The following is a 23,607-nucleotide window of genomic DNA, read 5'->3' as shown; positions in this document are numbered from 1 at the left end:
TCCCGTACGCCCGCTGCCTTCTCCCCACCCTCCGCAGGACATCCGCACAGGTTCCCACATGACACCGCCCGATCCGGCCACCGCCGCCCAGTCTTCCGTCGCCCTCGCCGAGCTCAACCAGTGGCTGAGCACCCGCACCGCCGAACAGCGCGTTGAATGGGCGCTGGCCAATACACCCGGCACGCATGCGTTGTCGTCGAGTTTCGGCGCGCAGGCGGCGGTCTCCCTGCATCTGGTCAGCCAGCAGCAGCCCGATGTGCCGGTGATCGTGGTGGATACCGGCTATCTGTTCGCCGAGACCTACCGCTTCATCGACACCCTGACCGAGCGCCTCGGGCTGAATTTGAAGGTGTACCGGCCGCAGATCGGTATCGCCTGGATGGAGGCGCGCCTCGGCCGCGTCTGGGAGGACGGGGTGGATGGCATCACCCGCTACAACCGCCTGCGCAAGGTCGAGCCGATGCAGCGTGCGCTGCGCGAGCTGGAGGTGGGTACCTGGTTTGCCGGCCTGCGTCGCAGCCAGGCCAAGACCCGGGCTGGCATCGACTTCCTGGAACGGCGCGACGGCCGCTGGAAACTGCATCCGCTGGCCGACTGGAGCGATGCGGACGTGTGGGCTTACCTGGAGCGGCACGCACTGCCGTACCACCCGCTGTGGCACGAAGGCTACGTCTCCATCGGCGACCGGCATACCTCGCGCAAGCTCGAGCCCGGCATGCGCGAGGAAGACACGCGTTTCTTCGGTCTGAAGCGCGAGTGCGGCCTGCATTTCGACGACGGCCCCGAGCTGGCGGTCTAGTCCCCCGCTGCGCCTGCCCAGGCCCGGATCCGGCACTTATGCCCGGATCGCATGATGGCAGGCGCGTGCGCTATTTCCGCACTTGCGGCCCGACCGCTAGCGTCACTCTTTCTCCCGCCGCGAAGCCGACGCATGTCCCTGGATGATGCCCGCCTCTATCCGCTGTTCGCCGACCTGCGCGGCCGCGTCGTGCTGGTGGTCGGCGGCGGCGCGGTGGCCCGGCGCAAGGTCGAGTCGCTGCTGGATACCGGCGCGCAGGTGCACGTGGGTGCGCCTGGGCTGGAGCCGGCGCTGGCCACGTGGGCCGCATCGGGCAGGATCCGCCATCTCGACGGCAGCTTCGAGGCCGCCTGGCTGGACACGGCCTGGCTGGTGATCGCCGCCACCGACGACACCGGGGTCAACGCCCAGGTTGCCGAGGCCGCCAGCGCCCGCCGGATCTGGGCCAATGTGGTGGATGACACCGCGCTGTCGCGCTTCCACGTGCCGGCGCGGGTCGAGCGCGGCCCGCTGCAGATCGCCATCTCCAGCGGCGGCGGTGCGCCGATGCTGGCCCGGCTGGTGCGCGAGCGGCTGGAGACGCAGTTCGATGCGTCCTTCGGTGCGCTGGCCGAACTGCTGGCGCAGCATCGTGAGCGGATCCGTGCGCGCTGGCCCGACATCGGTGCACGCCGCCGTGCGTTCGAGCGCCTGTTGGCCGGCCCTTTGCAGTCCCTGTTGCGCCGTCGTCGGCACATCGATGCCGAGCGCGCGTTCGATGCCGTGTTGGCGGCGCAGGACGACACCGCCGCTGCCGGCGCGCCGCCCCTCGGCTCGGTTGCCCTGGTGGGTGCGGGGCCGGGTGATGCGGGCCTGCTTACGCTGCGTGCCCTGCGCGTGCTGAACGAGGCCGATGTGATCCTGCACGACCGCCTGGTCAGCGATGAAGTGCTGCACCTGGCGCGTCGCGATGCCGAGCGCATCGAGGTGGGCAAACAGGCCGGCCACCACGCCACTACCCAGGACGAGATCAACGCGCTGCTGGTCGAACATGCGCTGGCAGGCCGGCGCGTGGTGCGGCTCAAGGGCGGCGACCCGTTCGTGTTCGGGCGCGGCGGCGAAGAGCTTGAAGTGCTGCGCGCGCACGGCATCGCCTATGAGGTGGTGCCCGGCATCACCGCGGCGGTCGCTTGTGCCGCATATGCCGGTATCCCGCTGACCCATCGCGGGCACGCGCAGTCGGTGCGCCTGCTCACCGCGCACTGCGCCCGCACCGAGGACAGCCTGGACTGGGCCGCACTCGCACAGCCGCGGCAGACGCTGGCCATCTACATGGGCGTGGCCCGCCTGGCCGACTTCCGCGATCACCTCATCGCCCACGGCCGCGCGGCGGACACGCCATTCGCACTGATCGAGAACGGCACCCGCCACGACCAGCGCGTGGTGACCGGACCGCTTGCCGAGCTGGCCGAACGCGCCGCCGCGCACCAAGTCTGTTCGCCGGCCCTGCTGGTCATCGGCGAAGTGGCCGCACTGGCCGCATCGCTGCACTGGTTCGGCGCACCGCCGCTGGACGCGGTTCCCGCCACCGCACTCGCCCACGCCGCCTGACTCCCCACCTTGCCCGGACTGCCCACGATGAAGCCTTTCCTCAAGACCGCGCTGCTGGCGCTCGCCCTGGTGTCTTCGGCGGCGAACGCCAAGGAAGTCGAACTGCTCAACGTCTCCTTCGACCCCACCCGTGAGTTCTACACCGAGTTCAATACCGCCTTCGTTGCCCAATGGCGCGGCGAGGCCGGCGATACCCTGAAGATCCGCCAATCGCACGGCGGTTCCGGAAAACAGGCGCGCTCGGTCATCGACGGCCTGGAGGCCGACGTGGTGACCCTGGCATTGTCGGGCGATATCGATGCCATCGCCAAAAATGGCCAGTTGCTGCCGGCCAACTGGCAGACGCGCCTGCCGCACAACAGCGTGCCGTTCACCTCGACCATCGTGTTCCTGGTGCGCAAGGGCAACCCCAAGCACATCGCCGACTGGGGCGACCTGGCCACGCCGGGCATCGGCGTGATCACCCCGAACCCGAAGACCTCCGGCGGCGCACGCTGGAACTACCTGGCGGCCTGGGCTTGGGCATCGCGCAAGTATCGTGATGGCGACAAGGTGCTGGACTATCTGGGCAAGGTGTTCCGCAATGTGCCGGTGCTCGATACCGGCGCACGCGGCTCCACCACCACCTTCGTCGAACGTGGCATCGGCGACGTGCTGCTGGCCTGGGAGAGCGAGGCACTGCTGACCCTGGCCGACCCGGCGATCCGCCGCAATTTCGAGATCGTCTATCCGAGCCTGAGCATCAAGGCCGAACCGCCGGTGGCCGTGGTTGACCGCAATGCCACCCGCCACGGTAACCAGGCGCTGGCCGAGGCCTATCTGCGCTATCTGTACTCGCCCACCGGGCAGCGGCTGGCGGCGGCGCATTACTACCGTCCCGTCGAGCCGGGCAGTGTGCCGGCCGCATCGCTGGCACGCTTCCACCCGATCGCACAGGTGACCATCGACGAGGCGTTCGGCGGCTGGGCCAAGGCGCATGCCACGCACTTTGCCGATGGCGGATTCTTCGACCGGATCTACCAGCCGAAATGAGGCCATCCGTCCTCCGTCCACGCGCACGGTTCCGGCCATGAGCGCCATCGCCCTGCCAGGCCACCGCTGGCGTCAGCCGCTTCCCGGTTTCGGGCTGGGCCTGGGCCTGGGCATGACCTGGCTGAGCCTGGTCGTGTTGCTGCCCCTGACCGCGCTGGCCGTGCACGCCGCCGGCCTGGGCAGCAGCGGCTGGCTGCGCGCGCTGCAGGACCCGCGCATGCATGCGGCGCTCAAAGTGAGCTTCCTGACCGCGCTGGTGGCCGCCGTACTGGCGCTGCTGGCCGGCGCGCTGCTGGCCTGGGTGCTGGTGCGCTACCGTTTTCCGGGACGGCGCCTGCTCGATGCGCTGGTCGATCTGCCCTTCGCCCTGCCCACCGCCGTGGCCGGCATCGCGCTCACCGCGATCTATGCGCAGAACGGCTGGGTCGGCCGCTGGCTCGCCCCGTTGGGAATCCAGCTGGCCTATACCACCACCGGCATCGTGATCGCGCTGGTCTTCATCGGCCTGCCGTTCGCGGTGCGCACAGTACAGCCGATCCTGCAGACGCTGGGGCGCGAGCAGGAAGAAGCGGCGGCCTCGCTGGGCGCCTCGCGGCTGACCACATTGCGCCGGGTGCTGCTGCCCGAACTGATGCCGGCGCTGCTCACTGGTTTTTCGCTGGCGTTCGCGCGCGGGCTGGGCGAGTACGGATCGGTGATCTTCATCGCCGGCAACCGCCCGTTCCAGACCGAGATCGCGCCGCTGCTGATCGTGATCCGGCTGGAGGAGTACGACTACAACGGCGCCATCGCCATTGCCGCGGTGCTGCTGGTGGCCTCGTTCCTATGCCTGCTGGCCATCAACGCCATCCCGCTGCTGTTCGCGCATGCACGGCGGCGCCCGCATGCACACTGAGCCGCATGCAGCCCAGCCGCACGCGCTGGACGAACCGGCCTGGGTACGCTGGAGCCTGATCGGCCTGGCCGTGCTGGTCATGGCGCTGTTGGTGATCCTGCCGCTGGTGATGGTGCTGGCCGCCGGGTTCGCCAAGGGCGTGGGCACCTGGTTCGCCGCGCTGACCGACCCGGACGCGGTCTCGGCCCTGCAACTGACCTTGTTCACCGCGGCCATCGTGATTCCGGTCAATGCCGTGTTCGGCCTGGCCACCGCGTGGGCCATCACCCGCTTCCACTTTCCCGGCAAGCGCGTGCTGATGGCCTTGATCGACCTGCCGTTCGCGGTCTCGCCGGTGGTGGCCGGGCTGTGCCTGGTGCTGTTGTTCGGCGCCCACGGTTGGTTCGCCAGCTGGCTGGCGCAGTGGGACGTGCGCATCCTGTTCGCCCGGCCGGGCATCGTGCTGGCCACGTTGTTCATCACGTTCCCGTTCGTGGTGCGCGAGCTGGTGCCGCTGATGGAGCAGCAGGGCACCGAGGAAGAAGTGGCGGCGCGTTCGCTGGGCGCCGGCGCATGGACGATGTTCTTCCGGGTGACGCTGCCCAACATCAAGTGGGGGCTGCTGTATGGCGTGCTGCTGTGCGGCGCGCGGGCGATGGGCGAGTTCGGTGCGGTGTCGGTGGTGTCCGGGCACATCCGCGGGCTGACCAACACGCTGCCGCTGCATATCGAGATCCTCTACAACGAATTCCAGGCCACGGCGGCGTTCGCGGTGGCCTCCCTGCTCGCGGTGCTGGCGCTGTTCACCCTGGTCGCCAAGTACTGGCTGGAAGCGCGCCACGGCGATGCGTTGGCCGCGGCGCACCGGCGGCAGTGATGACGCCGATGCGCCCGTTTCATCTCCCTCCTTCCAGGATTCCGCTATGAGCCCGCACAAGGTCGCCGCGTCGTTCGCACGCATCGGCAGTTGCCCCGAGATCGAGCAGGACGCCACCGCGCCCGGCCATCGCAGCATCGCGCCGCGCGGCGCGCTGCCACCCGCGTTCGCCGGCCGGACCTCGCATGCACAGGGCACCGACCTGCGCATCGAGGGGGTTTCCAAGCGTTATGCAGGCCAGCTGGCGCTCGATGGCATCGACCTGCGGATCGAAGCGGGCGAGTTGGTTGCGTTGCTGGGGCCCTCCGGTTCCGGCAAAACCACCCTGCTGCGGGTCATTGCCGGGCTGCTGCCTGCCGACAACGGCCGCGTTCTGTTCGGCGACACCGACGCCACACGGCTGAGCCTGCGCGAGCGCAACGTCGGCTTCGTGTTCCAGCACTACGCCCTGTTCCGCCACATGACCGTGGCCGAGAACATCGCCTTCGGCCTGCGCAGCCGTCCCCGCCACAGACGCCCGGACAACGCGACCATCCTGCGCCGCGTCGACGAACTGCTGGCGTTGATCCAGCTGCCGGGCCTGGGCGGGCGCTATCCCGAGCAGCTGTCCGGTGGGCAGAAACAACGCGTGGCGCTGGCGCGTGCGCTGGCCATCGAGCCCACCGTGCTGCTGCTGGACGAGCCCTTCGGCGCGCTCGATGCGAAAGTACGCCTCGAACTGCGTCGCTGGTTGCGGCGGCTGCACGAACAGACCGGGCAGACCACATTGTTCGTCACCCATGACCAGGACGAGGCACTGGAACTGGCCGACCGCATCGTGGTGATGCGCGAGGGCGGCATCGATCAGGTCGGCTCGCCGGAGGAGATCTACAACGCCCCCGCATCACGCGCGGTGTTCGGTTTCATCGGCCGCGCCAACACGCTGGCCGGTACGCGCGATGGCACCCGCTTCCTCATCGACGGGCAAACCGCGCCGTTGTCCTGCCACAGCATCGGGCACGGCCGCGCGACCCTGCATGTGCGCCCGCACGATATCGCGCTGACCACCGCCGATGATGGCTTGCAGGCGCGCGTGCTGGCGACCCGCACCCTGGCCGACCGCGCCACCATCGCACTGGAACTGCCGGGGCAGGCTGGGCCCGTGGACGTCGAACTGGCCGCCACACCGGACCTGCAGCTGCCCGGGGTGGGTGATGTAGTCGGGCTCCGGCTGCTGCGCCACCGGATCTATGCCGACCCGACCTGAGCATGCCTTTGCGGTACCGCTCAGACGCTGTGCACGCGCCAGCCCAGCGCGTCGTCGGCCGCGGTAGCGCCTGCGCTGACACCGCTCAGCCGTAGCTGCAGGCCCTGCGCATTGGGCAGCGCGCGTTGCTCGGGAAACCACCGACGGCTGGCATCGGCCACGATCAGCAAGCCTTCGTCATCGCCGAGCGGCGCGAAGTACGCCGTAGGCGGTGACAACGGCTGCACGCCGAATGCGGCCTCAAGACGCGCGTGCGTCGCATCCACCGCAACCGCCGGCAGGCCCACCTCGCTGATGCAGGTCATCTCGCTGCCGTGGAAGGCGCCCTGCCGATCCGATGCGGGCAACCGGCGCCGGGCGATCAACTCCAGAATCAGCCCATCGGGGCCGGTGAAGTAGATCGATTCGGCATCCCAGCGGCCTTCGAAACTGAAATGCTCACGGCCCTCGGCATCGCGCTGACGCGTGGCGCGCGCGTCCAGCCATGCGGTGGCTTCGATGAAACGGTTGTGCGGCACGTTGAAGGCCAGGTGGACACCGCCGACCGGCAGCACGCCGGCGGGGATCAGGTGCAGCGTGCTCCAGCCGATGTGGACGGTGTCGCCGGCGACCTCGCACTGCAGGGTGTCGCGGAAGTACGCCTGCACGGCAGGCAGATCGGAAACGGGCAGAGTCAGCTGTTCGATACGCATACAGGGATAGTGCCCGATGCACGCTGCGGTTGCCAAAGTGCTGCCGCGTTGGGCCCCGTGCGAATACCGGGGCCGCCAGCGCAGTCACGCACGCGGCCCCGTTTCGTCACACCAGCCCGGGCAGCGGTGCTTCGGCTGCGACCAACCCCTGCGCCCGCAGCGCCTGCCAGAAGGCTGGCGGAATGACGGCATCGGCCAACGCCAGGTTCTCGGCGATGCGGCTGGGCTGGCTGGCACCGGGAATCACGGCGGCCACCGCCGGATGCGCCAGGGCAAACTGCAGCGCGGCCGCGCGGATATCCACGGCGAAGGTGGCGCACAGCGCGCGCAAGGCAGCGACGCGGGCCAGAATCTCCGGTGGCGCCTGCTGGTATTCGTAGTGCGCGCCGCCGGCAAGGATGCCGGAATTGTACGGGCCGCCCACCACGATCCCCACCCCGCGCGCTGCGCTGGCCGGCATCAGTTCGCGCAGGGCGTCGGCATGGTCGAGCAGGGTGTAACGACCGGCGATCAGGAACCCGTCCGGGTCGGACTGGCGCAGCGCCATCTCGCAGGGCTCCACGCGGTTCACGCCCAGGCCCCAGCCCTTGATCACGCCTTCCTCGCGCAGCCGGGTAAGCGCCTTGGCGGCGCCGTTCATCGCCACATCGAATACATCGCGCCAGGCCTCGCCGTGGAAGTCCCTGGCCGGGTCGTGGATCCACACGATGTCCAGGCGGTCGGTCTTCAGGCGCTTGAGGCTGGCGTCGATGGCGCGCAGGGTGCCATCGGCGCTGTAGTCGTAGACGATCTTGTTGGGCAGGCCGTGCTCGAACAGGCCGCCCTTCTCGCCGAGGTCACGGGTGGTGGTGTCCTCCACCTCGTCCAGGATCAGCCGGCCAACCTTGGTGCTGAGCACGTAGGCCTCGCGTGGGTGCTGCTGCAACGCTTCGCCCAGGCGCAGCTCGGCCAGCCCGGCGCCGTACATCGGGGCGGCATCGAAGTAGCGGATGCCCTGTTGCCAGGCGGCTTCGACGGTGGCCAGGGCCTCCTGTTCGGGGATGTTGCGGTACATGTTGCCCAGCGGTGCGGTGCCGAAGCCAACGCGGGTGGGAATGGAAAGGCGCATGGTGTTCTCCTGGGGCACGCACGCCGGGGCGCGCGTACGGTGTGTCGTGTAGGGCAGGGAAGAGCCGCTGCAACGGCCAGGACTACAGTGTGGTCGTCGGATTCCCCGGGAGTAAGCCGCCCGTGCGCGAAGTTCTTTTGCGCCGGGGTCAACAAAGGCCATGGCAGGCGGTTGGCGGGTCGCTTGGTGATGTCGTTTCAGACACTGTTGCCGCGGTCCAGTTGCCGGTACCCGATTGCCTCGGTGAGATGTGCGCGGGTAATCGCCACGCACCCGTCGAGGTCTGCAATCGTGCGCGCCACCCTTACGATGCGGTGCATCGAGCGGGCGGAGAGCTGCAGCTGCTCCACGGCATCCTCCAGCAACTGCTGGTCTTCACGTGAGAGCGCACAGAACTGGCTCAACTCGGCCGGTAGCAGCTGCGCATTCGGCTTAGCATTGCGCGTGAGTTGCACGTTGCGTGCGGCCACGACGCGTGCACGCACCGTGGCGCTGTCCTCGCCCGGTGGCGCATCGTCGCGTAGTTCACGTGGTTCCAGCCGTGGCACGTCCACATGCAGGTCGATGCGGTCCAGCAGCGGGCCGGAGACGCGGCCGCGATAGCGCTGGATGCTGTCTGCGCTGCAGCAGCAGCGCCCGCTGCGGTCACCGGCCCAGCCGCAGGGGCAGGGGTTCATCGCGGCAACCAGCTGGAAGCGGGCTGGAAATATCTCTCGCCGCGCGGCGCGCGCCACCGCCACATGGCCGGACTCCAGCGGTTCGCGCAGGACTTCCAAGGCATGCCGGCTCCACTCGGGAAGTTCGTCGAGGAACAGCACGCCGTTGTGCGCCAGGGAAATCTCGCCAGGACGCGGATGCGACCCGCCGCCGACCAGCGACACCGCACTGGCGGTATGGTGCGGGGCCCGGTAGGGACGCTGCCGCCAGCGGCCTGCGTCGATGCCGTGCCCGCTGCACGAGGTGATGGTGGCGGTTTCCAGCGCCTCGGCGTCGGTGGCATCGGGCAGGATCCCGGGCAGGCGCGAGGCCAAAAGCGTCTTGCCGCAGCCGGGCGTGCCGAGCAGCAACAGGTGGTGCCCACCCGCGGCGGCCACTTCGAGCGCGCGCCGGGCCTGCTGCTGGCCGCGGACATCACGCAGGTCGGCAATGGCCTGCGCGGCGACATCGACAGGCTGGGCCTGCGGTAGCAGGTGATCGCCGAGCCCGGCACAGACTTCCAGCAGCGTGCGCGCCACGCGCACGTCGGCATGCTGGGCCAGGGCCGCTTCGGCGCCATTGTCGGGCGCGACGATCAGGCCCCGGCCAAGCGCGGCGGCGGCGAGGGCCGCGGGCAGGGCCCCATCGACCGCGCGCAGCTCCCCGGTCAACGCGAGCTCGCCGAGGAACTCATACCGGGAAAGCGCCTGTGCATCGATCTGGCCACTGGCGGCAAGGATGCCCAGCGCGATGGCCAGGTCGAAACGGCCGCCCTCCTTGGGCAGGTCCGCCGGGGCCAGGTTGATGGTGATGCGGCGCTGCGGAAACTCGAACTGCGAGCAGATCAGCGCGGCGCGCACGCGGTCACGCGATTCGCGCACGGCGGTGGCTGGCAGACCGACGATCTGGGTATGCGGCAGTCCGCCGGTCAACATCACTTCAATCCGCACCGCCGGCGCGTTGATGCCAGCGCGGGCACGGCTGTGTACCAGCGCCAGGCTCATGAGGTTCCAGAAGCAACGAGGAGGCAGCAAGCATGGCCGGGTAGCGGTGCCGGGTCTGTAGGTCAACGCCGTGGCGGTGTGTGGGGGCGGGATCCGTTCCGCAGAGGTGAGGTCGCCGACGCTGCCCCGTCTCGCCACACACAGCGGCTAGACGGGGCCTCCCCGCGCATTACATCCGTTGAACAAATGGATACCGCATACGCCATATCCCCGCCCCAAAGCCACACGCATTGATTCCCAACCTGCTGCAGTGCCAGTACACGGTGTCGAGGCCCAACGAGGCGTGGGTGAGGGATATTACCTATATCCGTACTTGGCAGGGTTGGCGATATCTGGCCGTCGTCGTGGACCTCTTCCTGCGCAAGGTCATCGGCTGTGCAGTCAAGCCGACGATCCACCGAGAACTGGTTCTGGAGGCGATTTTGAAGGCCGTTTGATTCAGGAGACCTCGAAACACCCTGATCCACACGGATCAGGGAACGCAGTACGGAAGTGATGCATGGCGACGCCTCTGCAAGGAAAACCATCTCGAGCCCAGCATCCGCAGGCGCGCGAACTCCTAGGACAATGCAGTCGCCGAATCCTTCTTCGGAAGCCTGAAGAAGGAGTGCATCAAGAAGCGCATCTACGCGGACTGCCAAACGGCTGCGCTGGACGTATCCGATTACATCGAAGGCTTCTGCAATCCGATCCGTCGACATAGCCACCTCCGTGGCGTTAGCCCCGTCGAGTTCGACGCGGCACATCGACCACGCCGCTCAGGTGTCCACTAAATCCTGGTAGCTCCAGGTCTTCTCGTTGATCGCGTTCACCAATGGCTCGCCGTCGAGCTCTCTGCCAATGACCACGACTCGGTCTTCTAGCCGCTCGATGGATCTCAATGAGGCGATCTAGACATCATTGAAATCGATGGTGGCCGAAGTCCCCATGGATGGGGATGATGCAAGAGTAAGCGTCCATCGAAAACGCTCGCATATCCGCTGAGTAAGGAACAGTCCGAGGCCCGCCCCGCCAGTTTTCGGAGCAGAGCTCCTAAGAGACTCTGTGTAGCGCTGTGCGACGAGCGCGATATCGAATCCAGTGCCTGAGTCTCGTATCAGCAGCAGTCCATCCTTCAGCGACACTCGGACCTCGCCGCCATGAGTGTGCTCGACGGCATTTCGTAGCAAATTCCCCACTGCGATGCGCACCATGGACTCTGGCGCGCGCACAACCGTGGCCTCGTTGCTTTCGAGGATGAGGGCCACAGGCTTCCCGGCCAACAAGTATCTGTGATCCTCGATCAGTCCAGGAAGAAGACCGTGGACGATGGATACTTCGCTCTTGTCCTTCAGGCTGGGTTCGCGAGAAAGGTACAACAGGGCATCCATGATTCTAGTCAGGACATCAACGGCTTCGTCAATTCTGTCGAGCGGACGCTGCGCACGCGGCTCCAACCCGAGCTTGTTTAGCACGTCGGCAGCGCCAGATATCACGGCTAGGGGTGTCCTGAACTCATGGCTTGCCTGATCGAGCAGGCTACGCTCTCTCTCAATGGCCTGCTCGACGCGATCGAGATGCGCGTTCGCTTCGCTTGCGATAGTGTTGAGCTCGGTCTTGCGATAGTTCGTCGGCAGTCGCTGCGACGGCTTTAGCGGGTTGAGGTCGCGCATTTTCCTTGCGAGGTCATCGATCGGGCGGGTCAGGCTGAGGTGCAGCCACCAAATCACGATGCTCGTGAGGATGAGATTGAATATGAGGAAGAGCACACTTAGCTGGACGCTGCCGTTCTGGTCGTTCTCAAACTCCGTCATGTCGATAGCCATGACAAGTCGTCCCTGAGGAACCGCAGTCACAAGAACGGAGTAGTTGCGAAAGCTTGAAGGTGCATCAACATCATCAGCAAACGGTCCCCAGCGCGGCGTCAGGATCGACGTTACACGCGCCAACATGGAGGCATCAGGATCCATGTCCAGTTGACTTTCGCGGTAGTAGCCCAGAGGCAGTGCGGCAAGGCTCGCAGGCATGGAGGGCGGCGCAGTCCCGTCCGACGGAACCACCCAGCCTTTCACCGCGCCATGGGCGGGAACAATAGACGAAACGTCACCGTGGGCGCTCTTCAGAACCAACTGAGTGCTCGACTCCAGTACCTGCCGCCAGATTGGGTGCTCTACGAGTGCCTGGCTCAGATTGCCTTGGACCGTAAGTCCGAGCGCCAACATGGTTACGAACAACAACAGGCTGGCATTGATCAGCAGCCGTAAGCTGCGGGGATGCCATGAAAACTTCATTCAGCAACGCCACTGAGCCTGAACCCGGTGCCTGTGACTGTGTGTAGGAGCTTGTCTTCCCCGATGTGATCTACTGCACGCCTGAGCAAGTACATGTGCGATCTGAGCAGATCCATTTCAGGAACATCGTCGCCCCAAATAAGGCTTTCCAGTCGTTCACGGCGTACTGTACGCGGTGACTCACGCATCAAAACCTCCAGCACGTTGCGCAACGTTGGAGAGAGGGTCAGGTTTCGACCGGCCCTGGATATCGCAAGAGTATCTAGGTTGTAGCTTAGATCGCATACGCGGAGAATTCTCTCGGCCGCAGCACTGGCTTGAGCGCGCCCCACCATCACCCGAAGGCGGATCTCGAGCTCGGGAAGGGCGACGGGCTTGACCAAGTAGTCGTCCGCGCCACTTTCGAAGCCGAGCATCTTTCCTTCGAGTTGGTCTTTTGCTGTCAGCATCACGATTGGAGTGCGACAGCCGTGCACCTCACGCAGCTTGCGCAGAACACTCATCCCATCCATGCGGGGCAGCATCCAATCCAAGATGATCGCGTCATACCGGCTGTGTATAGCGAGATTCAACCCGGATGTTCCATCTGGCGCAGCGTCTGGCGTGTGCCCGCAGGCTTCCAAGTAGTCGAAGATGTTCGCCGCAAGCGCACTGTTGTCCTCAATGATGAGGATCTTCAGCGATGTTGAATGGCTCAGGCTTGCTTTCACTTGATCGAAGGCTCCGTGTCTGCTGCTTCACTAAAGGAGTGATTGGAACGTTCGCCTGATGCGAACATCATTGGCTGAACAGCCATAGCATCAGGGAAATGATGACGCCGACCGATCCCAGCGCAAGACCAAGAAGCGCCAGGTTGATGCCCCATTTGAGCGAATTATATGCCGGCCGATTCCGCTCGCGTAGTAGTTTTGCTCGCGCCAGAAGTGGAGAGATGTTGGCGAAGAGTGCGCTGGCGGGGCCACGCCGATCACGTTCATCGTTGGGGGTCAGTGCCGCCCGCGCCAAGAGCGAGTAGGCCGCATTCAGAATTCGGCCAGGGAGGTGCATGGGGCGGGCCACGTCGCACATTAGGATCAGGCGCAGCTGGTCGGTGTCGTTCTTCACGAAATGCAGGTAGGTCTCGTCGAACACGAACGCCTCGCCATCCTTCCACGACGACTCGACTCCATCGACATTGATGAAGCACGCTACGTTGTTGGGTGTCGACAGCCCCAAGTGGTAGCGCAGCGAGCATGCCAAGGGATCGGCGTGCGCTGTTAGACCCGACCGCGGAGGTAGTATTGCGAACATCGCTCCCCTTATTTCGGGGAATGTGGAGAGGATTTCCAGTGTATTTGGGCAACTGACCTTGGCAGAGGCATGGGTATACCCATACCAGCGGAGGTAGTAACGGCTCCAACCGTACTTGTAGAACGTGCGGAAGCCTACGTCATATGACCCAGGCGTCCCGTCCTGCCGGGCGCCCTCGAAGCCGCCCTTCTGATGCAGCGCCAAGGCTTCATCACGTATGGTCTCCCAGTACTCCGAAAGCACAGAAAGATCGCGATAGTTGTTTAGGTTTACGTAGGGTCCACGGGCCTTGCGCTTGGTGAATAGATAGAGCAGCGTATTAGGGAGAGCGAACACCGGCCAACTCTTGCGCAAGTACTGCCGCAGGCTGTCGTAGCGGGCCTTGCCACGAAAGCGATAGACGTATGTCATGGCCAGCAGCCACGCCGTTGCTGCGCTTGCACCAGCGATGACGGTCGGAATGAGGGCGTCCATGCCCAGGGCAATCCCGATCATGACCGGCGCGCCTTTCGCCGGGTCCGGGTACTCACCAGAAGCTTCTCGTGAAGCCGATCATGATCGAGCCAACGCCATCAGTATCCTGATCGACCAAGGGGCTATCGCTGATCTCATCGGGCAGCGTGCTGTACTCGACTCGACCCATGAAACGCCATGCTTTGCCGATTGGACGTACGTAAGTGACCCCTACAGAAGGAATCGTCGCGGCATCTGGCTTGTAGTCCAGCACCCCTCGTGCCACTTCTTTGTCCAAGGTGCCGTAGTAGTAGTTGGACATGTCCTTTGAGAGGTGGCTGACTCTGATATGGGGCGTGAGCAAGCCGCCTCCCACCTGGAAGTCGTACCCGTATCGGGCAACAAGTTCGTAGCCTTCGCTGGCACCCGTCACATCGGCCTTTGCCGTGAACTCAAAGTCGCCAGCCGCGGTTGCCCAGTTGGCAGTCAGCCCCATGTCCAGGCTGTCATCGCGGTCTTCGAGAAGCGAGCGATCGATTCCGTTCAGAGCAAGTTGGCGAGTCCCGAAATCCTTCTTCTTGATTCCGTCCATTCTGAGGGCAGCAATCGCATCGAGGCTGAACGTGTCGCCCTTGACCAAGTGCATGCCACCGGAGATTCCTCGGAAGAAGAACCTATCACCTTCGAAGATGATCGGAGGGATCGGATTTATCCGCGTCCCTTCACCGGCATAAGGACTCTCACCGGCTGCAACGCCCAGGCCTAGTCCGAGTTCATAGGGCGGTCGCTCGGAAGAGGAAGTCTCTGCCTTGGCAATCTGGGCAAGGGAGACGGCCGGCACGCCAAGCAGGCAGGCCAGCACAGTAATAGTGGGCTTCATCGAATTGCCTTGTCGTATGTTGAGAGGAGGTGCTCACCATCACGTGGCGGATGCTATTGCCGTCCAGATAGCTGGTGTGGCGGCATCTTGCTCGGGCTACGTCGGTTAAATGTCGTTAACGAGTTCCGGACGCTCCGACGCAGCCATGACATGACGATGGGATTCTCCGCGGCCTGCGCACCCACTGCCGTGGCTGACGTGTTCGTGACGATGGCTGCATGGGAGAGAAAGCGCAGCCAGCGACTTCTGGACCAGCTCCAGCTGCAGTTGGGCGCCTATCCGGATGCGCATATCCAAGTGAAGCAGTTCAAGAACGGCGTGCCCGTCGATGCCCCGATCGAGGTTCGTATTGTTGGGCCAGAGCAATTCGATTCCACTGTGAGAATTGCGGTGTCCGGGTTGCAGGCGACAACCTATCGGGATAGCCGTGGTGATGCGTATCCGGTGATGCTGCGTATGCACTGTGCCGATCGTCCACAACTGGAGGGCGTGCAGAAGATCTGGTTCCAGAGCGAGCTTGATGGCAGCAAGATTCCGCTCGCCCAGATCGCCTCCCCTCGCCTAGAGGCCGGTCCACCTCGAATCGATCGATTCATGCGCGAGCGCATGGTATCCAGATCGGTACATGAGATGCTGGACAAGATCCGCTTGCCTGATGGCTACCAGTTGCAGGCTGGTGGCGAGGTGGAGGCCGCGGAAACGAGTTGGGGTGGCCTGGGCACCGCATCGTTGTTGGCCATCTTCGAAATCATCGCGATTTTGGTGATGGAGTTCGGCAGCTTCCGCTCTACCCCCATCGTCCTGGGTGTCATCCCGTTCGGGGTCGGCGGCGCTATCGTCGCGCTTTGGATCACGGGCTTCCCGTTGTCGTACACGGCGATCCTCGGCTCCGTGGCACTGATGGGTGTCGAAATCAAAAACTCGACCCTATTGGTGGACTTTACCAACGCCGCACGGCGGGCAGACATGCCACTCCAACAGGCCATTGAGCAGGCGGGTGAGCAGCGCTTCCTGCCGGTGTTGCTGACCTCAGTCACTGCGATTGGCGGCCTGTCGCCGCTGGCCATGTCCGATACGGGGCTCTACGCGCCAATGGCAGTGGTAATGATCGGCGGCTTGCTGGCATCCACATTGCTGGCACGCGTGGTGACGCCAGTGATGTACCAGTTGCTACCGCCGAAGGTGGAGACTGCTTGAGGTAAGGCAGGGGGGCTGCATTGCCCCGGCCAGGGTTGGCCGGGGCAGCGAGGCGCTGGCCAACACTCAGACGTCTTTGCCGCTCTCCTCCAGGTCTTTGGCGAATCGCAGCATGAGACGGACCAGATCCGATACGTCCTGCTCGTTCCATGCATCAAAGATGGCGTGTCCGATCCTGGCCCTCGCGATGTCCACCTTGTCGGTCAGCGCCCGGCCTTTGTCCGTGATCACGGAGTCACGCACCCGCTTGTCTCCAGCGCCTGGCTGCCTGCGCACAAAGCCCAGTTCTTCCAGCTTGGCCACTTGGCGGCTCACCGAGGTGTAGTTGCGTCCGACCGCATCGGCCAGCTCGACCACACCAATCGGACCTTGACGCTCAATTCGCACCAAGAGCGGGAACAGTGCGCGTTCCAGCGATATTCCGGCGTCCCGAACGATCTCGGCATCCCGCTGGGGTCGGTTCATCTCCGCAACGATGCTGAGCAGCGCTGAGTGAAGTTCCTTCAATTCGCCAGAATTATGTGCATGTTGCACTCTTTCTTTCTTTGGCATAAGCTTCCCTCAAGATATGTGCATATTACACATAAAGGAGCGGCCGTGAAAGACTCGACTCAGTTGGACGTATTAATCTGCGGCGCAGGCGCGGCCGGTCTCACACTTGCCCTGGACTTGGCTCGACGAGGCGTCAGCTTCCGTCTCGTAGACAAAATCAACCAGCCTTTTGGCGGTTCACGGGGAAAGGCTATTCAGCCCCGGACCTTGGAGGTGTTTGAGGACTTGGGGATCGTCAACCGCATCGCCAGTGTCGGCGGACTCTATCCAGCCGAGCGTAATTACAGCGAGGACGGGAGCTTCAGCGCAGCCGAAGTAGATGCTGAGCTGGCGACGCAATGCTCGACCGAGCCATACAGCAAACCTCTCATGGTTCCTCAATTCCAGACCGAAAGGGTGTTGCGCGACCGCTTGGCCGAACTTGGGCATGCACCAGAGTACGGTGTTGAGCTCACCGAAATTCAACAGGACATCGATGGGGTGAGTACCGTCCTCGTGCGTGATGGCGTCGGCTCGTCCGTCCGCTGCAGCTATCTCGTAGCCTGCGATGGTGGTCGCAGCTTTGTCCGCCGCAATTTAGGCATTGAGTTTCCGGGCAAGACCCTTGGTGTTCGCGCTATCGTCGCTGATGTGACCCTATCTGGCCTGGACCGCACGGTGTGGCATCGCTTCAATGAAGCATCCATGGAGCGTTACGTGTCGCTATGTCCTCTGGCCGGAACCCCGCTGTTCCAGATCCAGGCACCTATCCCGTTGGAAGGAGATGTAGACCTGTCTGCGGAAGGACTGAATGCCATGATCCAGACGAGGACTGGACAAACGCATATTCACGTCAAATCGGTTCAATGGTCCTCGGCGTACTCGATGAATGCTCGCCTTGCAGATCGCTACCGGGTTGGCCGCATCTTCCTGGCTGGCGATGCGGCTCATACGCACCCTCCCACCGGGGGGCAGGGTTTGAACACCAGCGTGCAGGATGCGTACAACCTTGGATGGAAGCTTGCTGCCGTACTGGCGGGCGCGCCAGATGTTGTGCTGGAAAGCTATGAGCAAGAGCGTCGCCCAATTGCTGCGGACATGCTGGGGATGTCTACGAAGCTTCTGGAGGCGGCCAAGAAGGGGGACCTTCGACGGGGCCGTGAAACCAAGCAGCTCGATCTTTGCTATGACGATTCGGTGCTTTTGCAATCGGCGACGGCATCACCTTCATCCATAATCATCTCCGGTAGTCGGGCACCGGACGCATTGCTGGTTGGACAGGCTGGGATGCCTATTCGATTGTTCGAGCTGTTGAAAGGTCCGCACTGGACGCTGCTGGCATGTGGCATAGAGCGAGGTTCGCTGCCGAACTGGTCAGGCGTCAATCTGCATATGATTGGAGAAGAAACCGAACTACTCGACTCCGCCGGTACGTTCGCCAGCGCCTACGGAGTCTCTCGTGGCGACCTGGTGTTGATTCGACCGGATGGCTACATCGGCGCGACTGCGCGCCTGAGCGAGGTCCAGGTGGTCAGTGACTACTTGGCGAACTTTGCAGGGGCCTTGCCCATGACGTGATGGGCAGACCATCTAGGGATCTTGGCGCAGGGCTGTATCCGGTCGATGCCGGTATCGCTCTGCGTCCAGCGCGGCATAGCTGCCCACCCAACCACGCATACGGCGCTCCGACGTGATGCAATGCTATTGCTATCACTTAAGCACGATCGTTGACCTTGCTTCGCCATGCATCCATCAGCGCCCTTCGCAGACCGCAAGCAGCACCTCAGGTCGAAGGGCCTGCCCTCCTTGGGCAGGTCCGCCGGGGCCAGGTTGATGGTGATGCGGCGCTGCGGAAACTCGAACTGCGAGCAGATCAGCGCGGCGCGCACGCGGTCACGCGATTCGCGCACGGCGGTGGCTGGCAGGCCGACGATCTGGGTATGCGGCAGGCCGCCGGTCAGCATCACTTCGATCCGCACCGCAGGGGCGTTGATGCCGACGCGGGCACGGCTGTGGACCAGCGCCAGGCACATGCAGCTTCCAGAAGCATCAAGGAGGCAGCCAGCATGGCCGGGCAGCGGTGCCAGGTCTGTAGGCCAACGCCGTGGCGGTGTGTGGGGCCGGGATCCGTTCCGCCGAGGCGAGGTCGCCAACGCTGCCCCGTCCCGCCACACACAGCGGCTAGACTGGGCCTCCCCCGTGCACCACACCCGTTGATCGAAATGGATATGCAGCACCCCCAGGCCCCGGTCCAACTGATTGCCATCGACATGGACGGCACCCTGCTCAACCCCGCTCACAAGCTCACGTCGCGGGTGAAGCAGGCCATCGCCCGCGCCCGCGCGCAGGGCGTCAAGGTGGTGCTCGCCAGCGGGCGGCCGGTGTCGGGTCTGGCGCCGTTCCTGGACGAGCTGGGCATCGACGGCGATCAGGAGTACTGCATTGCCTGCAATGGTGCGGTGGTGCAGAACCTCGGCACTGGCCAGCGTGTGGTCGAGTACCCGCTCAGCTTCGAGGATTTCCTGTTCTGCGAGCAGGTGGCGCGCGCGCTGGGCATCCACTTCCAGGCGCTGGACGGCCACCGGATGTACACGCCCAACCAGGACATCAGCATCTACACGGTGGCTGATTCGCACCTGTCGCACGTGCCGCTGTCGTACCGCCGGGTGGAGGACATGGACCCGACGATGCAGTTCATCAAGCTGATGATGATCGACGAGCCGGCGGTGCTGGATGCGGCGATCCAGCGCCTGCCCGCCGCGCTCACCGAGCGCTTCGCGGTGCTGAAAAGCGCGCCGTTCTTCCTGGAAGTGTTCGATCACCGCGCGGGCAAGGGGCCGAGCCTGCAGAAGCTGGCCGAACATCTGGGCGTGGATCGCAGCCAGGTGATGGCGCTGGGCGATCAGGAGAATGACCTGACCATGCTGCAGTTCGCGGGCACCAGCGTCGCGATGGGCAACGCGATTGCGGCCGTGAAGGAAGCTGCGCGATTTGAAACCGCGTCCAATGCCGAGGACGGGGTAGCGTTGGCGATTGAACGGTTTGTGCTGCAGGGCGCCTGACGCGCCCTGCCGGAACCACTCCCGCATTTACTACACGGCTGGCGTGTCGCCAGCTTTCTCTTCCAACCCCGCCACCACCTTTTCCAGCGCCTCCAGCTTCTCGCGGGTCTTCAACAGCACCGCACGCTGCACGTCGAATTCTTCGCGGGTCACCAGGTCCAGCTTGCCCAGTCCGGCCTGGAGGGCGTTCTTGAAGGTGGCCTGGAGTTCCTCGCGCGACTGGCGCAGGCCCGGCGGGACCATGTCGCTGAGGCGGCGGGCGAGGTCGTCGAGGTGGTTGAGGTCGATCATGCTGTGCTCCGCTGCGGGGTCGGCGCCTGGGTCGGTGGGACCGGCGCGCGCCCGCACTGATGGGGGGATGCGCCAAGGATAATCCCCCGCGTGCGCGCTGGCATCGGCCGGGTGCATCGCGTTCACCGGGGGACAGGCGTTATCCTCGCTCGCGAGAGACACAGGAGCGGTCGAATGAAGATGGTCATGGCGGTGCTCAAGCCGTTCAAGCTCGATGACGTGCGCGAAGCGCTGGCCGAGCGTGGCGTCACCGGGATCACGGTCACCGAGGTCAAGGGTTTCGGGCGCCAGAAGGGACATACCGAGCTGTACCGCGGCGCGGAGTACGTGGTGGATTTCCTGCCCAAGGTGAAGATCGAGGTCGCGGTCACCGACACCCAGGTCGAGGAGGTGGTGGAAGCCATCGTCAAGGCCGCCGGCACCGGCAAGATCGGCGACGGCAAGGTGTTCGTCTACGACCTGGGCACGGTAGTGCGCATCCGCACCGGTGAACTGGACGCCGACGCGCTGTAAGCACGCCGGCCAGCCGCGCTCAGGCGTGGCCCTTGAACCAGCGGTAGAAGCGCTTCCAGGCCACGCGCACGCCGGCCACCCAGCGTGGATCGGCGACCAATGCGGCCTGGCTGGGCGTGGGCCGCACGCCGGTCAGGCGCTGGCGCATCTTGAGCAGGTTCTTCATGTCGCTGCGGCGCAGCTGGCGCGAGACCGGGTGCACCGGCAGCCAGCGCGGGCTGCGCCAGGCCGAGGTGAAATCGACCAGCACCGGCACCCCGCCACTGACCATCACGTTGGTGCCATGCAGGTCGTTGTGGGTGATGCCGGCCGCATGCAGGCGCGTGAGGGCGTACTGCAGCTGTTCGAACACCTCCACGCCCACCGATTGCGCCGCGCTCAGGGTCTGGCCGGGGATGAACTCCATGCCCAGCGCCAGCCCGCCGATGGTGCCGAGCAGGGCCGGGGCATGCTTCCAGCCGCTCAGTCGCTGCAGGATGCGCGCCTCGCGGCGCACCAGCAGGCGCGCGACCGGGGACAGGGGCGTGCCGCGGTAGCGGGTGTAATCCTTGACCACCGCCTGCTGGCCGTTCAGGCAGGTGCGGTAGACATCGGGTTCGAGCAGGCGCTCGCCGCGCTTGAGCAGCTGCGCGGGGGCGGTGTCGGGCTGACACGGGGAGCAGGGAAGAGTCATGACGTTTCTTGGGCGACCCGGCGGTCGGCGCAAAGCGTCAGGCGTACCGGTGCTGCTACTGGGGATCGGGAAGTACTAAGATTTCGTTAATTTTAGTACTCGGCAGTACACGAATCCACAATTTGTCGGAAAAATGTCGTAACCGGGTGTAGAACAGATTGTCGCGCGCGATGGCGTCGAGACCGTGGCGGCGGCGTGGCGAAGATGGATGTTCTTCTTTTAAATCATGATGTTGCAGTAATTCATGGGCTCGCGCGAAGCGACTGTGCGCCCGGCCATGGCGTCAAACGCACGGCTGGCGGACCTTCGGGGCACATGAACGCGGTGTCGGAGGCGCTTGACCGCAACCGGGCCGGTGCCGACCATAGTCCGGTTGAACACGACATGCGTGGCTCGACCGCACCCGCCGGTACGCCCCCGTCACGCATGGCCCCCTGGATGCAGGCCGGCTCCGGCCGTGCGTCCCCTTTCCCCCCGTTTGGGTTCCGGCCATGGCCGGTGGATGCTCGATGATCAAGATAATCCTGGTGGTTCTGTTCGTGGCGTGCGTGCTGTATGTGCACTACCGCGGCAAGGTGCGTGCGCGCTGGTCGCGGCAGTTGCTGGACCATTCCAGCTTCATGGCCCCGATCAACGTGGTGATGTACGCGTTCTCCAAGGTGCCGACCACCCCGTTCCTGGACCCGGGCAAGGAATTCCCGCAGCTGGAGGTCCTGCGCCAGAACTGGACGATGATCCGCGACGAGGCGCTGGCGCTGCGCGATGCGGACAAGATCGCCGCCTCGAGCACCTACAACGATGCCGGCTTCAACTCGTTCTTCCGGCGTGGCTGGAAGCGCTTCTACCTGAAGTGGTACGGCCCGTCGCATCCCTCGGCCAAGACCCTGTGCCCGAAGACCACCGCGCTGCTGGAGTCGCTGCCGGACGTGCGCGCGGCGATGTTCGCCCAGCTGCCCTCGGGCAGCGAGCTGCGCCCGCACCGCGACCCGTTTGCCGGTTCGCTGCGTCTGCACCTGGGCCTGGCCACGCCCAATGACGATGCGTGCTACATCGTGGTGGACGGGGTGAAGAAGAGCTGGCGCGACGGCGAGTGGATGATGTTCGATGAGACCTACATCCACCATGCGCACAACGAAACCGAGCACGACCGGGTGATCCTGTTCTGCGATATCGCCCGCCCGCTGCACTTCGGCCTGCCGGGGCTGTTCAACCGCGCGGTGGCCGCCACGCTGCTGGCCGGTGGGGCATCGCCGAACCTGCCGGGCGACCCCACCGGGGGCGTCAACAAGGCGTTCGGTGGCGTGTACAAGGTGCGGCTGAAGGCCAAGGCGCTGCGCGAGCGCAGCGTGGTGGCCTACCAGGTGATCAAGTGGGGGCTGGTGCTGGCGGTGATTGCCGGGATCTGGGCGATCTGAGCCCGAAGGATTGTGAGGTTGCCGGCCAGCGGCCGGCACTACCGGAGCAACAAAAAACCCGCGCTGCGAACAGCGCGGGTTTTTTGTTGTCATCCGCGGTGGGTACCGATCATCGGCCTCGGTCGGTACGCCCTTCAGCCCTGAAGGGCTGAAGCCACGAACGGCGGCGTCACCAGCACGCCGGTATGCAGGGCGGCGGTGTAGTACAGCGTGTCGAAGGTCTTGGCGGCCGAATCGGCCTGGCGGAAGTCGAAGCTGCTCTGGCCCTTGCGCGCCAGGGTCACGCTCCACCAGCCGGTCGGGTAGCACGGCTGCGGGAACGGCAGGGTCTTGAACGAACCGAAGCCGGCCTTGCCCATTTCCGTGCGCATTTCGTTGATCAGGTCCAGCTGCATCAGCGGCGACTCGGACTGCTGCACCAGGATGCCGTCATCCTTCAGCGCCTTGAAGCAGCTGGCGTAGAAGGCCTTGTTGAACAGGCCTTCGCCGGGGCCGACAGGGTCGGTGGAATCCACGATCACCACGTCCACGCTGCCTTCCGGGCAGTTGACCATGTAGGCCACGCCGTCATCGAACATCAGTTCGGCGCGCGGGTCGTGGTTGGAATCGCACAGTTCCGGGAAGTGCTTCTCGGCCATGCGGGTGACCTGCTCGTCGATGTCGCACTGGGTCACGCTCTCCACGCCCTGGTGCTTGAGCACTTCGCGCAGGGTGCCACAGTCGCCGCCGCCGATGATCACCACGCGCTTGGGCGCGGCGTGGGTGAACAGCACCGGGTGGCTGATCATCTCGTGGTAGAAGAAGTTGTCCTTGCTGGTCAACATGATGGCGCCATCGATGGTCATCAGGTTGCCCCAGTCGGTGGTCGCGAAGATCTCGATCTTCTGGAACGGCGACTGCACCTCATCCAGCTTGCCCTTCAGGCGGTAGCCGATGGCCGAGCCGGTGCGCTCGAAGTGCTCGATGTACCAGTTGTTGTTGTCAGTCATGGAAAAACGGTCCTGTTCGGAGGGTGAGGAGCCGGGCTGGCGGCACGGGCCGCGTGGCAACAGCCACATCCGGACGGCGTCCCGTTCAGGCTTGGACAAGCTCCGGAACAGGCGCGGGCGCGGAT

Annotated in this window: 22 protein-coding genes and 3 pseudogenes; 13 read left to right on the top strand and 12 right to left on the bottom strand. The window is 64.8% G+C overall.

Annotated features, from left to right (window positions below; genetic code table 11):
* The first annotated feature begins 58 nt into the window (after positions 1 to 58).
* The 6 genes and pseudogenes from AC3IPM_RS18295 to AC3IPM_RS18270 all read left to right on the top strand — a co-directional run bounded on the left by AC3IPM_RS18295 (position 59) and on the right by AC3IPM_RS18270 (position 6,418).
* Entirely contained in the window at positions 59 to 799 is a 741-nt protein-coding gene (locus tag AC3IPM_RS18295; protein WP_489301656.1) for a phosphoadenylyl-sulfate reductase, read from the top strand.
* A gap of 132 nt (positions 800 to 931) precedes the next feature.
* Entirely contained in the window at positions 932 to 2,389 is a 1,458-nt protein-coding gene (gene cysG / locus AC3IPM_RS18290) for a siroheme synthase CysG (RefSeq protein WP_489301655.1), read from the top strand.
* A 27-nt stretch (positions 2,390 to 2,416) separates the two neighbouring features.
* Entirely contained in the window at positions 2,417 to 3,421 is a 1,005-nt protein-coding gene (locus AC3IPM_RS18285) for a sulfate ABC transporter substrate-binding protein (protein WP_489301654.1), read from the top strand.
* A gap of 37 nt (positions 3,422 to 3,458) precedes the next feature.
* The gene (cysT, locus tag AC3IPM_RS18280; RefSeq protein WP_489301653.1) at positions 3,459 to 4,316 is read left to right on the top strand and encodes a sulfate ABC transporter permease subunit CysT; all 858 of its coding nucleotides are present in this window, start codon (positions 3,459 to 3,461) and stop codon (positions 4,314 to 4,316) included.
* A 31-nt stretch (positions 4,317 to 4,347) separates the two neighbouring features.
* Positions 4,348 to 5,172, top strand: a pseudogene (gene cysW, locus AC3IPM_RS18275) (sulfate ABC transporter permease subunit CysW); the annotation flags it as partial.
* Between the two features lie 46 nt (positions 5,173 to 5,218).
* Positions 5,219 to 6,418 carry a sulfate/molybdate ABC transporter ATP-binding protein gene (locus AC3IPM_RS18270; RefSeq protein WP_489301652.1) on the top strand — a complete coding sequence of 400 codons (1,200 nt, stop codon included), beginning with the start codon at positions 5,219 to 5,221 and terminating at the stop codon, positions 6,416 to 6,418.
* A gap of 20 nt (positions 6,419 to 6,438) precedes the next feature.
* Here the strand turns inward: AC3IPM_RS18270 and AC3IPM_RS18265 are convergent, their stop codons facing one another.
* From AC3IPM_RS18265 to AC3IPM_RS18255, 3 genes are all read right to left on the bottom strand, one after another.
* On the bottom strand, positions 6,439 to 7,110 hold the full coding sequence (locus AC3IPM_RS18265; protein WP_489301651.1) for a VOC family protein: 672 nt from the start codon (positions 7,108 to 7,110) through the stop codon (positions 6,439 to 6,441).
* A gap of 106 nt (positions 7,111 to 7,216) precedes the next feature.
* Positions 7,217 to 8,218: an aldo/keto reductase gene (locus tag AC3IPM_RS18260; protein ID WP_489301650.1), complete on the bottom strand. Its 1,002-nt coding sequence runs from the start codon at positions 8,216 to 8,218 to the stop codon at positions 7,217 to 7,219.
* Between the two features lie 197 nt (positions 8,219 to 8,415).
* The gene (locus AC3IPM_RS18255; protein ID WP_489301649.1) at positions 8,416 to 9,918 is read right to left on the bottom strand and encodes a YifB family Mg chelatase-like AAA ATPase; all 1,503 of its coding nucleotides are present in this window, start codon (positions 9,916 to 9,918) and stop codon (positions 8,416 to 8,418) included.
* Between the two features lie 230 nt (positions 9,919 to 10,148).
* On the opposite strand from AC3IPM_RS18255, the gene AC3IPM_RS18250 reads away from it, so the two are divergent.
* Positions 10,149 to 10,355: a DDE-type integrase/transposase/recombinase gene (locus AC3IPM_RS18250; protein WP_489301648.1), complete on the top strand. Its 207-nt coding sequence runs from the start codon at positions 10,149 to 10,151 to the stop codon at positions 10,353 to 10,355.
* 138 nt (positions 10,356 to 10,493) lie between these two features.
* A pseudogene (locus AC3IPM_RS18245) lies at positions 10,494 to 10,691 on the top strand (IS3 family transposase); the annotation flags it as partial.
* A gap of 117 nt (positions 10,692 to 10,808) precedes the next feature.
* Here the strand turns inward: AC3IPM_RS18245 and AC3IPM_RS18240 are convergent.
* From AC3IPM_RS18240 to AC3IPM_RS18225, 4 genes are all read right to left on the bottom strand, one after another.
* Positions 10,809 to 12,188: a sensor histidine kinase gene (locus AC3IPM_RS18240; protein WP_489301647.1), complete on the bottom strand. Its 1,380-nt coding sequence runs from the start codon at positions 12,186 to 12,188 to the stop codon at positions 10,809 to 10,811.
* Positions 12,185 to 12,868, bottom strand: coding sequence for a response regulator transcription factor (locus AC3IPM_RS18235; RefSeq protein WP_489304208.1), 684 nt, complete (start codon positions 12,866 to 12,868; stop codon positions 12,185 to 12,187). Before AC3IPM_RS18235 ends, AC3IPM_RS18240 begins: the two co-directional genes overlap by 4 nt.
* Positions 12,869 to 12,965: 97 nt before the next feature.
* The gene (locus AC3IPM_RS18230; RefSeq protein WP_489301646.1) at positions 12,966 to 13,973 is read right to left on the bottom strand and encodes an aspartyl/asparaginyl beta-hydroxylase domain-containing protein; all 1,008 of its coding nucleotides are present in this window, start codon (positions 13,971 to 13,973) and stop codon (positions 12,966 to 12,968) included.
* 31 nt (positions 13,974 to 14,004) lie between these two features.
* Entirely contained in the window at positions 14,005 to 14,811 is an 807-nt protein-coding gene (locus AC3IPM_RS18225; protein WP_489301645.1) for a MipA/OmpV family protein, read from the bottom strand.
* A 150-nt stretch (positions 14,812 to 14,961) separates the two neighbouring features.
* Here AC3IPM_RS18225 and AC3IPM_RS18220 point away from each other — a divergent pair, with 150 nt between their 5' ends.
* Entirely contained in the window at positions 14,962 to 16,008 is a 1,047-nt protein-coding gene (locus AC3IPM_RS18220; protein ID WP_489301644.1) for an efflux RND transporter permease subunit, read from the top strand.
* Positions 16,009 to 16,074: 66 nt separating this feature from the next.
* On the opposite strand, the gene AC3IPM_RS18215 is transcribed toward AC3IPM_RS18220, so the two are convergent.
* Complete coding sequence (locus tag AC3IPM_RS18215) at positions 16,075 to 16,560, bottom strand: MarR family winged helix-turn-helix transcriptional regulator (protein WP_489301643.1); 486 nt, start codon at positions 16,558 to 16,560, stop codon at positions 16,075 to 16,077.
* Between the two features lie 45 nt (positions 16,561 to 16,605).
* On the opposite strand from AC3IPM_RS18215, the gene AC3IPM_RS18210 reads away from it, so the two are divergent.
* Positions 16,606 to 18,117, top strand: coding sequence for an FAD-dependent oxidoreductase (locus AC3IPM_RS18210; RefSeq protein ID WP_489301642.1), 1,512 nt, complete (start codon positions 16,606 to 16,608; stop codon positions 18,115 to 18,117).
* 149 nt (positions 18,118 to 18,266) lie between these two features.
* Here AC3IPM_RS18210 and AC3IPM_RS18205 read toward each other — a convergent pair.
* Positions 18,267 to 18,572 (bottom strand): annotated as a pseudogene (locus tag AC3IPM_RS18205) (magnesium chelatase domain-containing protein); the annotation flags it as partial.
* Between the two features lie 189 nt (positions 18,573 to 18,761).
* Between AC3IPM_RS18205 and yidA the strand changes: the two are divergent.
* Entirely contained in the window at positions 18,762 to 19,601 is an 840-nt protein-coding gene (yidA, locus tag AC3IPM_RS18200) for a sugar-phosphatase (RefSeq protein WP_489301641.1), read from the top strand.
* A 30-nt stretch (positions 19,602 to 19,631) separates the two neighbouring features.
* Here the strand turns inward: yidA and ubiK are convergent, their stop codons facing one another.
* A complete protein-coding gene (gene ubiK / locus AC3IPM_RS18195) occupies positions 19,632 to 19,892 on the bottom strand; it encodes a ubiquinone biosynthesis accessory factor UbiK (RefSeq protein WP_489301640.1) in 261 nt (86 codons plus the stop codon).
* A gap of 174 nt (positions 19,893 to 20,066) precedes the next feature.
* On the opposite strand from ubiK, the gene AC3IPM_RS18190 reads away from it, so the two are divergent.
* A complete protein-coding gene (locus tag AC3IPM_RS18190; protein WP_489301639.1) occupies positions 20,067 to 20,405 on the top strand; it encodes a P-II family nitrogen regulator in 339 nt (112 codons plus the stop codon).
* A 19-nt stretch (positions 20,406 to 20,424) separates the two neighbouring features.
* Here AC3IPM_RS18190 and AC3IPM_RS18185 read toward each other — a convergent pair whose 3' ends face one another.
* Complete coding sequence (locus AC3IPM_RS18185) at positions 20,425 to 21,078, bottom strand: RIO1 family regulatory kinase/ATPase domain-containing protein (RefSeq protein WP_489301638.1); 654 nt, start codon at positions 21,076 to 21,078, stop codon at positions 20,425 to 20,427.
* Positions 21,079 to 21,587: 509 nt separating this feature from the next.
* Between AC3IPM_RS18185 and AC3IPM_RS18180 the strand changes: the two genes are divergently transcribed.
* On the top strand, positions 21,588 to 22,493 hold the full coding sequence (locus tag AC3IPM_RS18180; protein WP_489301637.1) for an aspartyl/asparaginyl beta-hydroxylase domain-containing protein: 906 nt from the start codon (positions 21,588 to 21,590) through the stop codon (positions 22,491 to 22,493).
* 134 nt (positions 22,494 to 22,627) lie between these two features.
* On the opposite strand, the gene speE is transcribed toward AC3IPM_RS18180, so the two are convergent.
* Positions 22,628 to 23,482 (bottom strand): polyamine aminopropyltransferase, encoded by an 855-nt coding sequence (gene speE / locus AC3IPM_RS18175; protein ID WP_489301636.1) that lies wholly within the window; start codon positions 23,480 to 23,482, stop codon positions 22,628 to 22,630.
* Positions 23,483 to 23,607: the final 125 nt, after the last annotated feature.

It is taken from the genome of Stenotrophomonas sp. GL_111, assembly GCF_057835245.1.
This window is presented reverse-complemented; position numbering and strand designations above follow the sequence as displayed.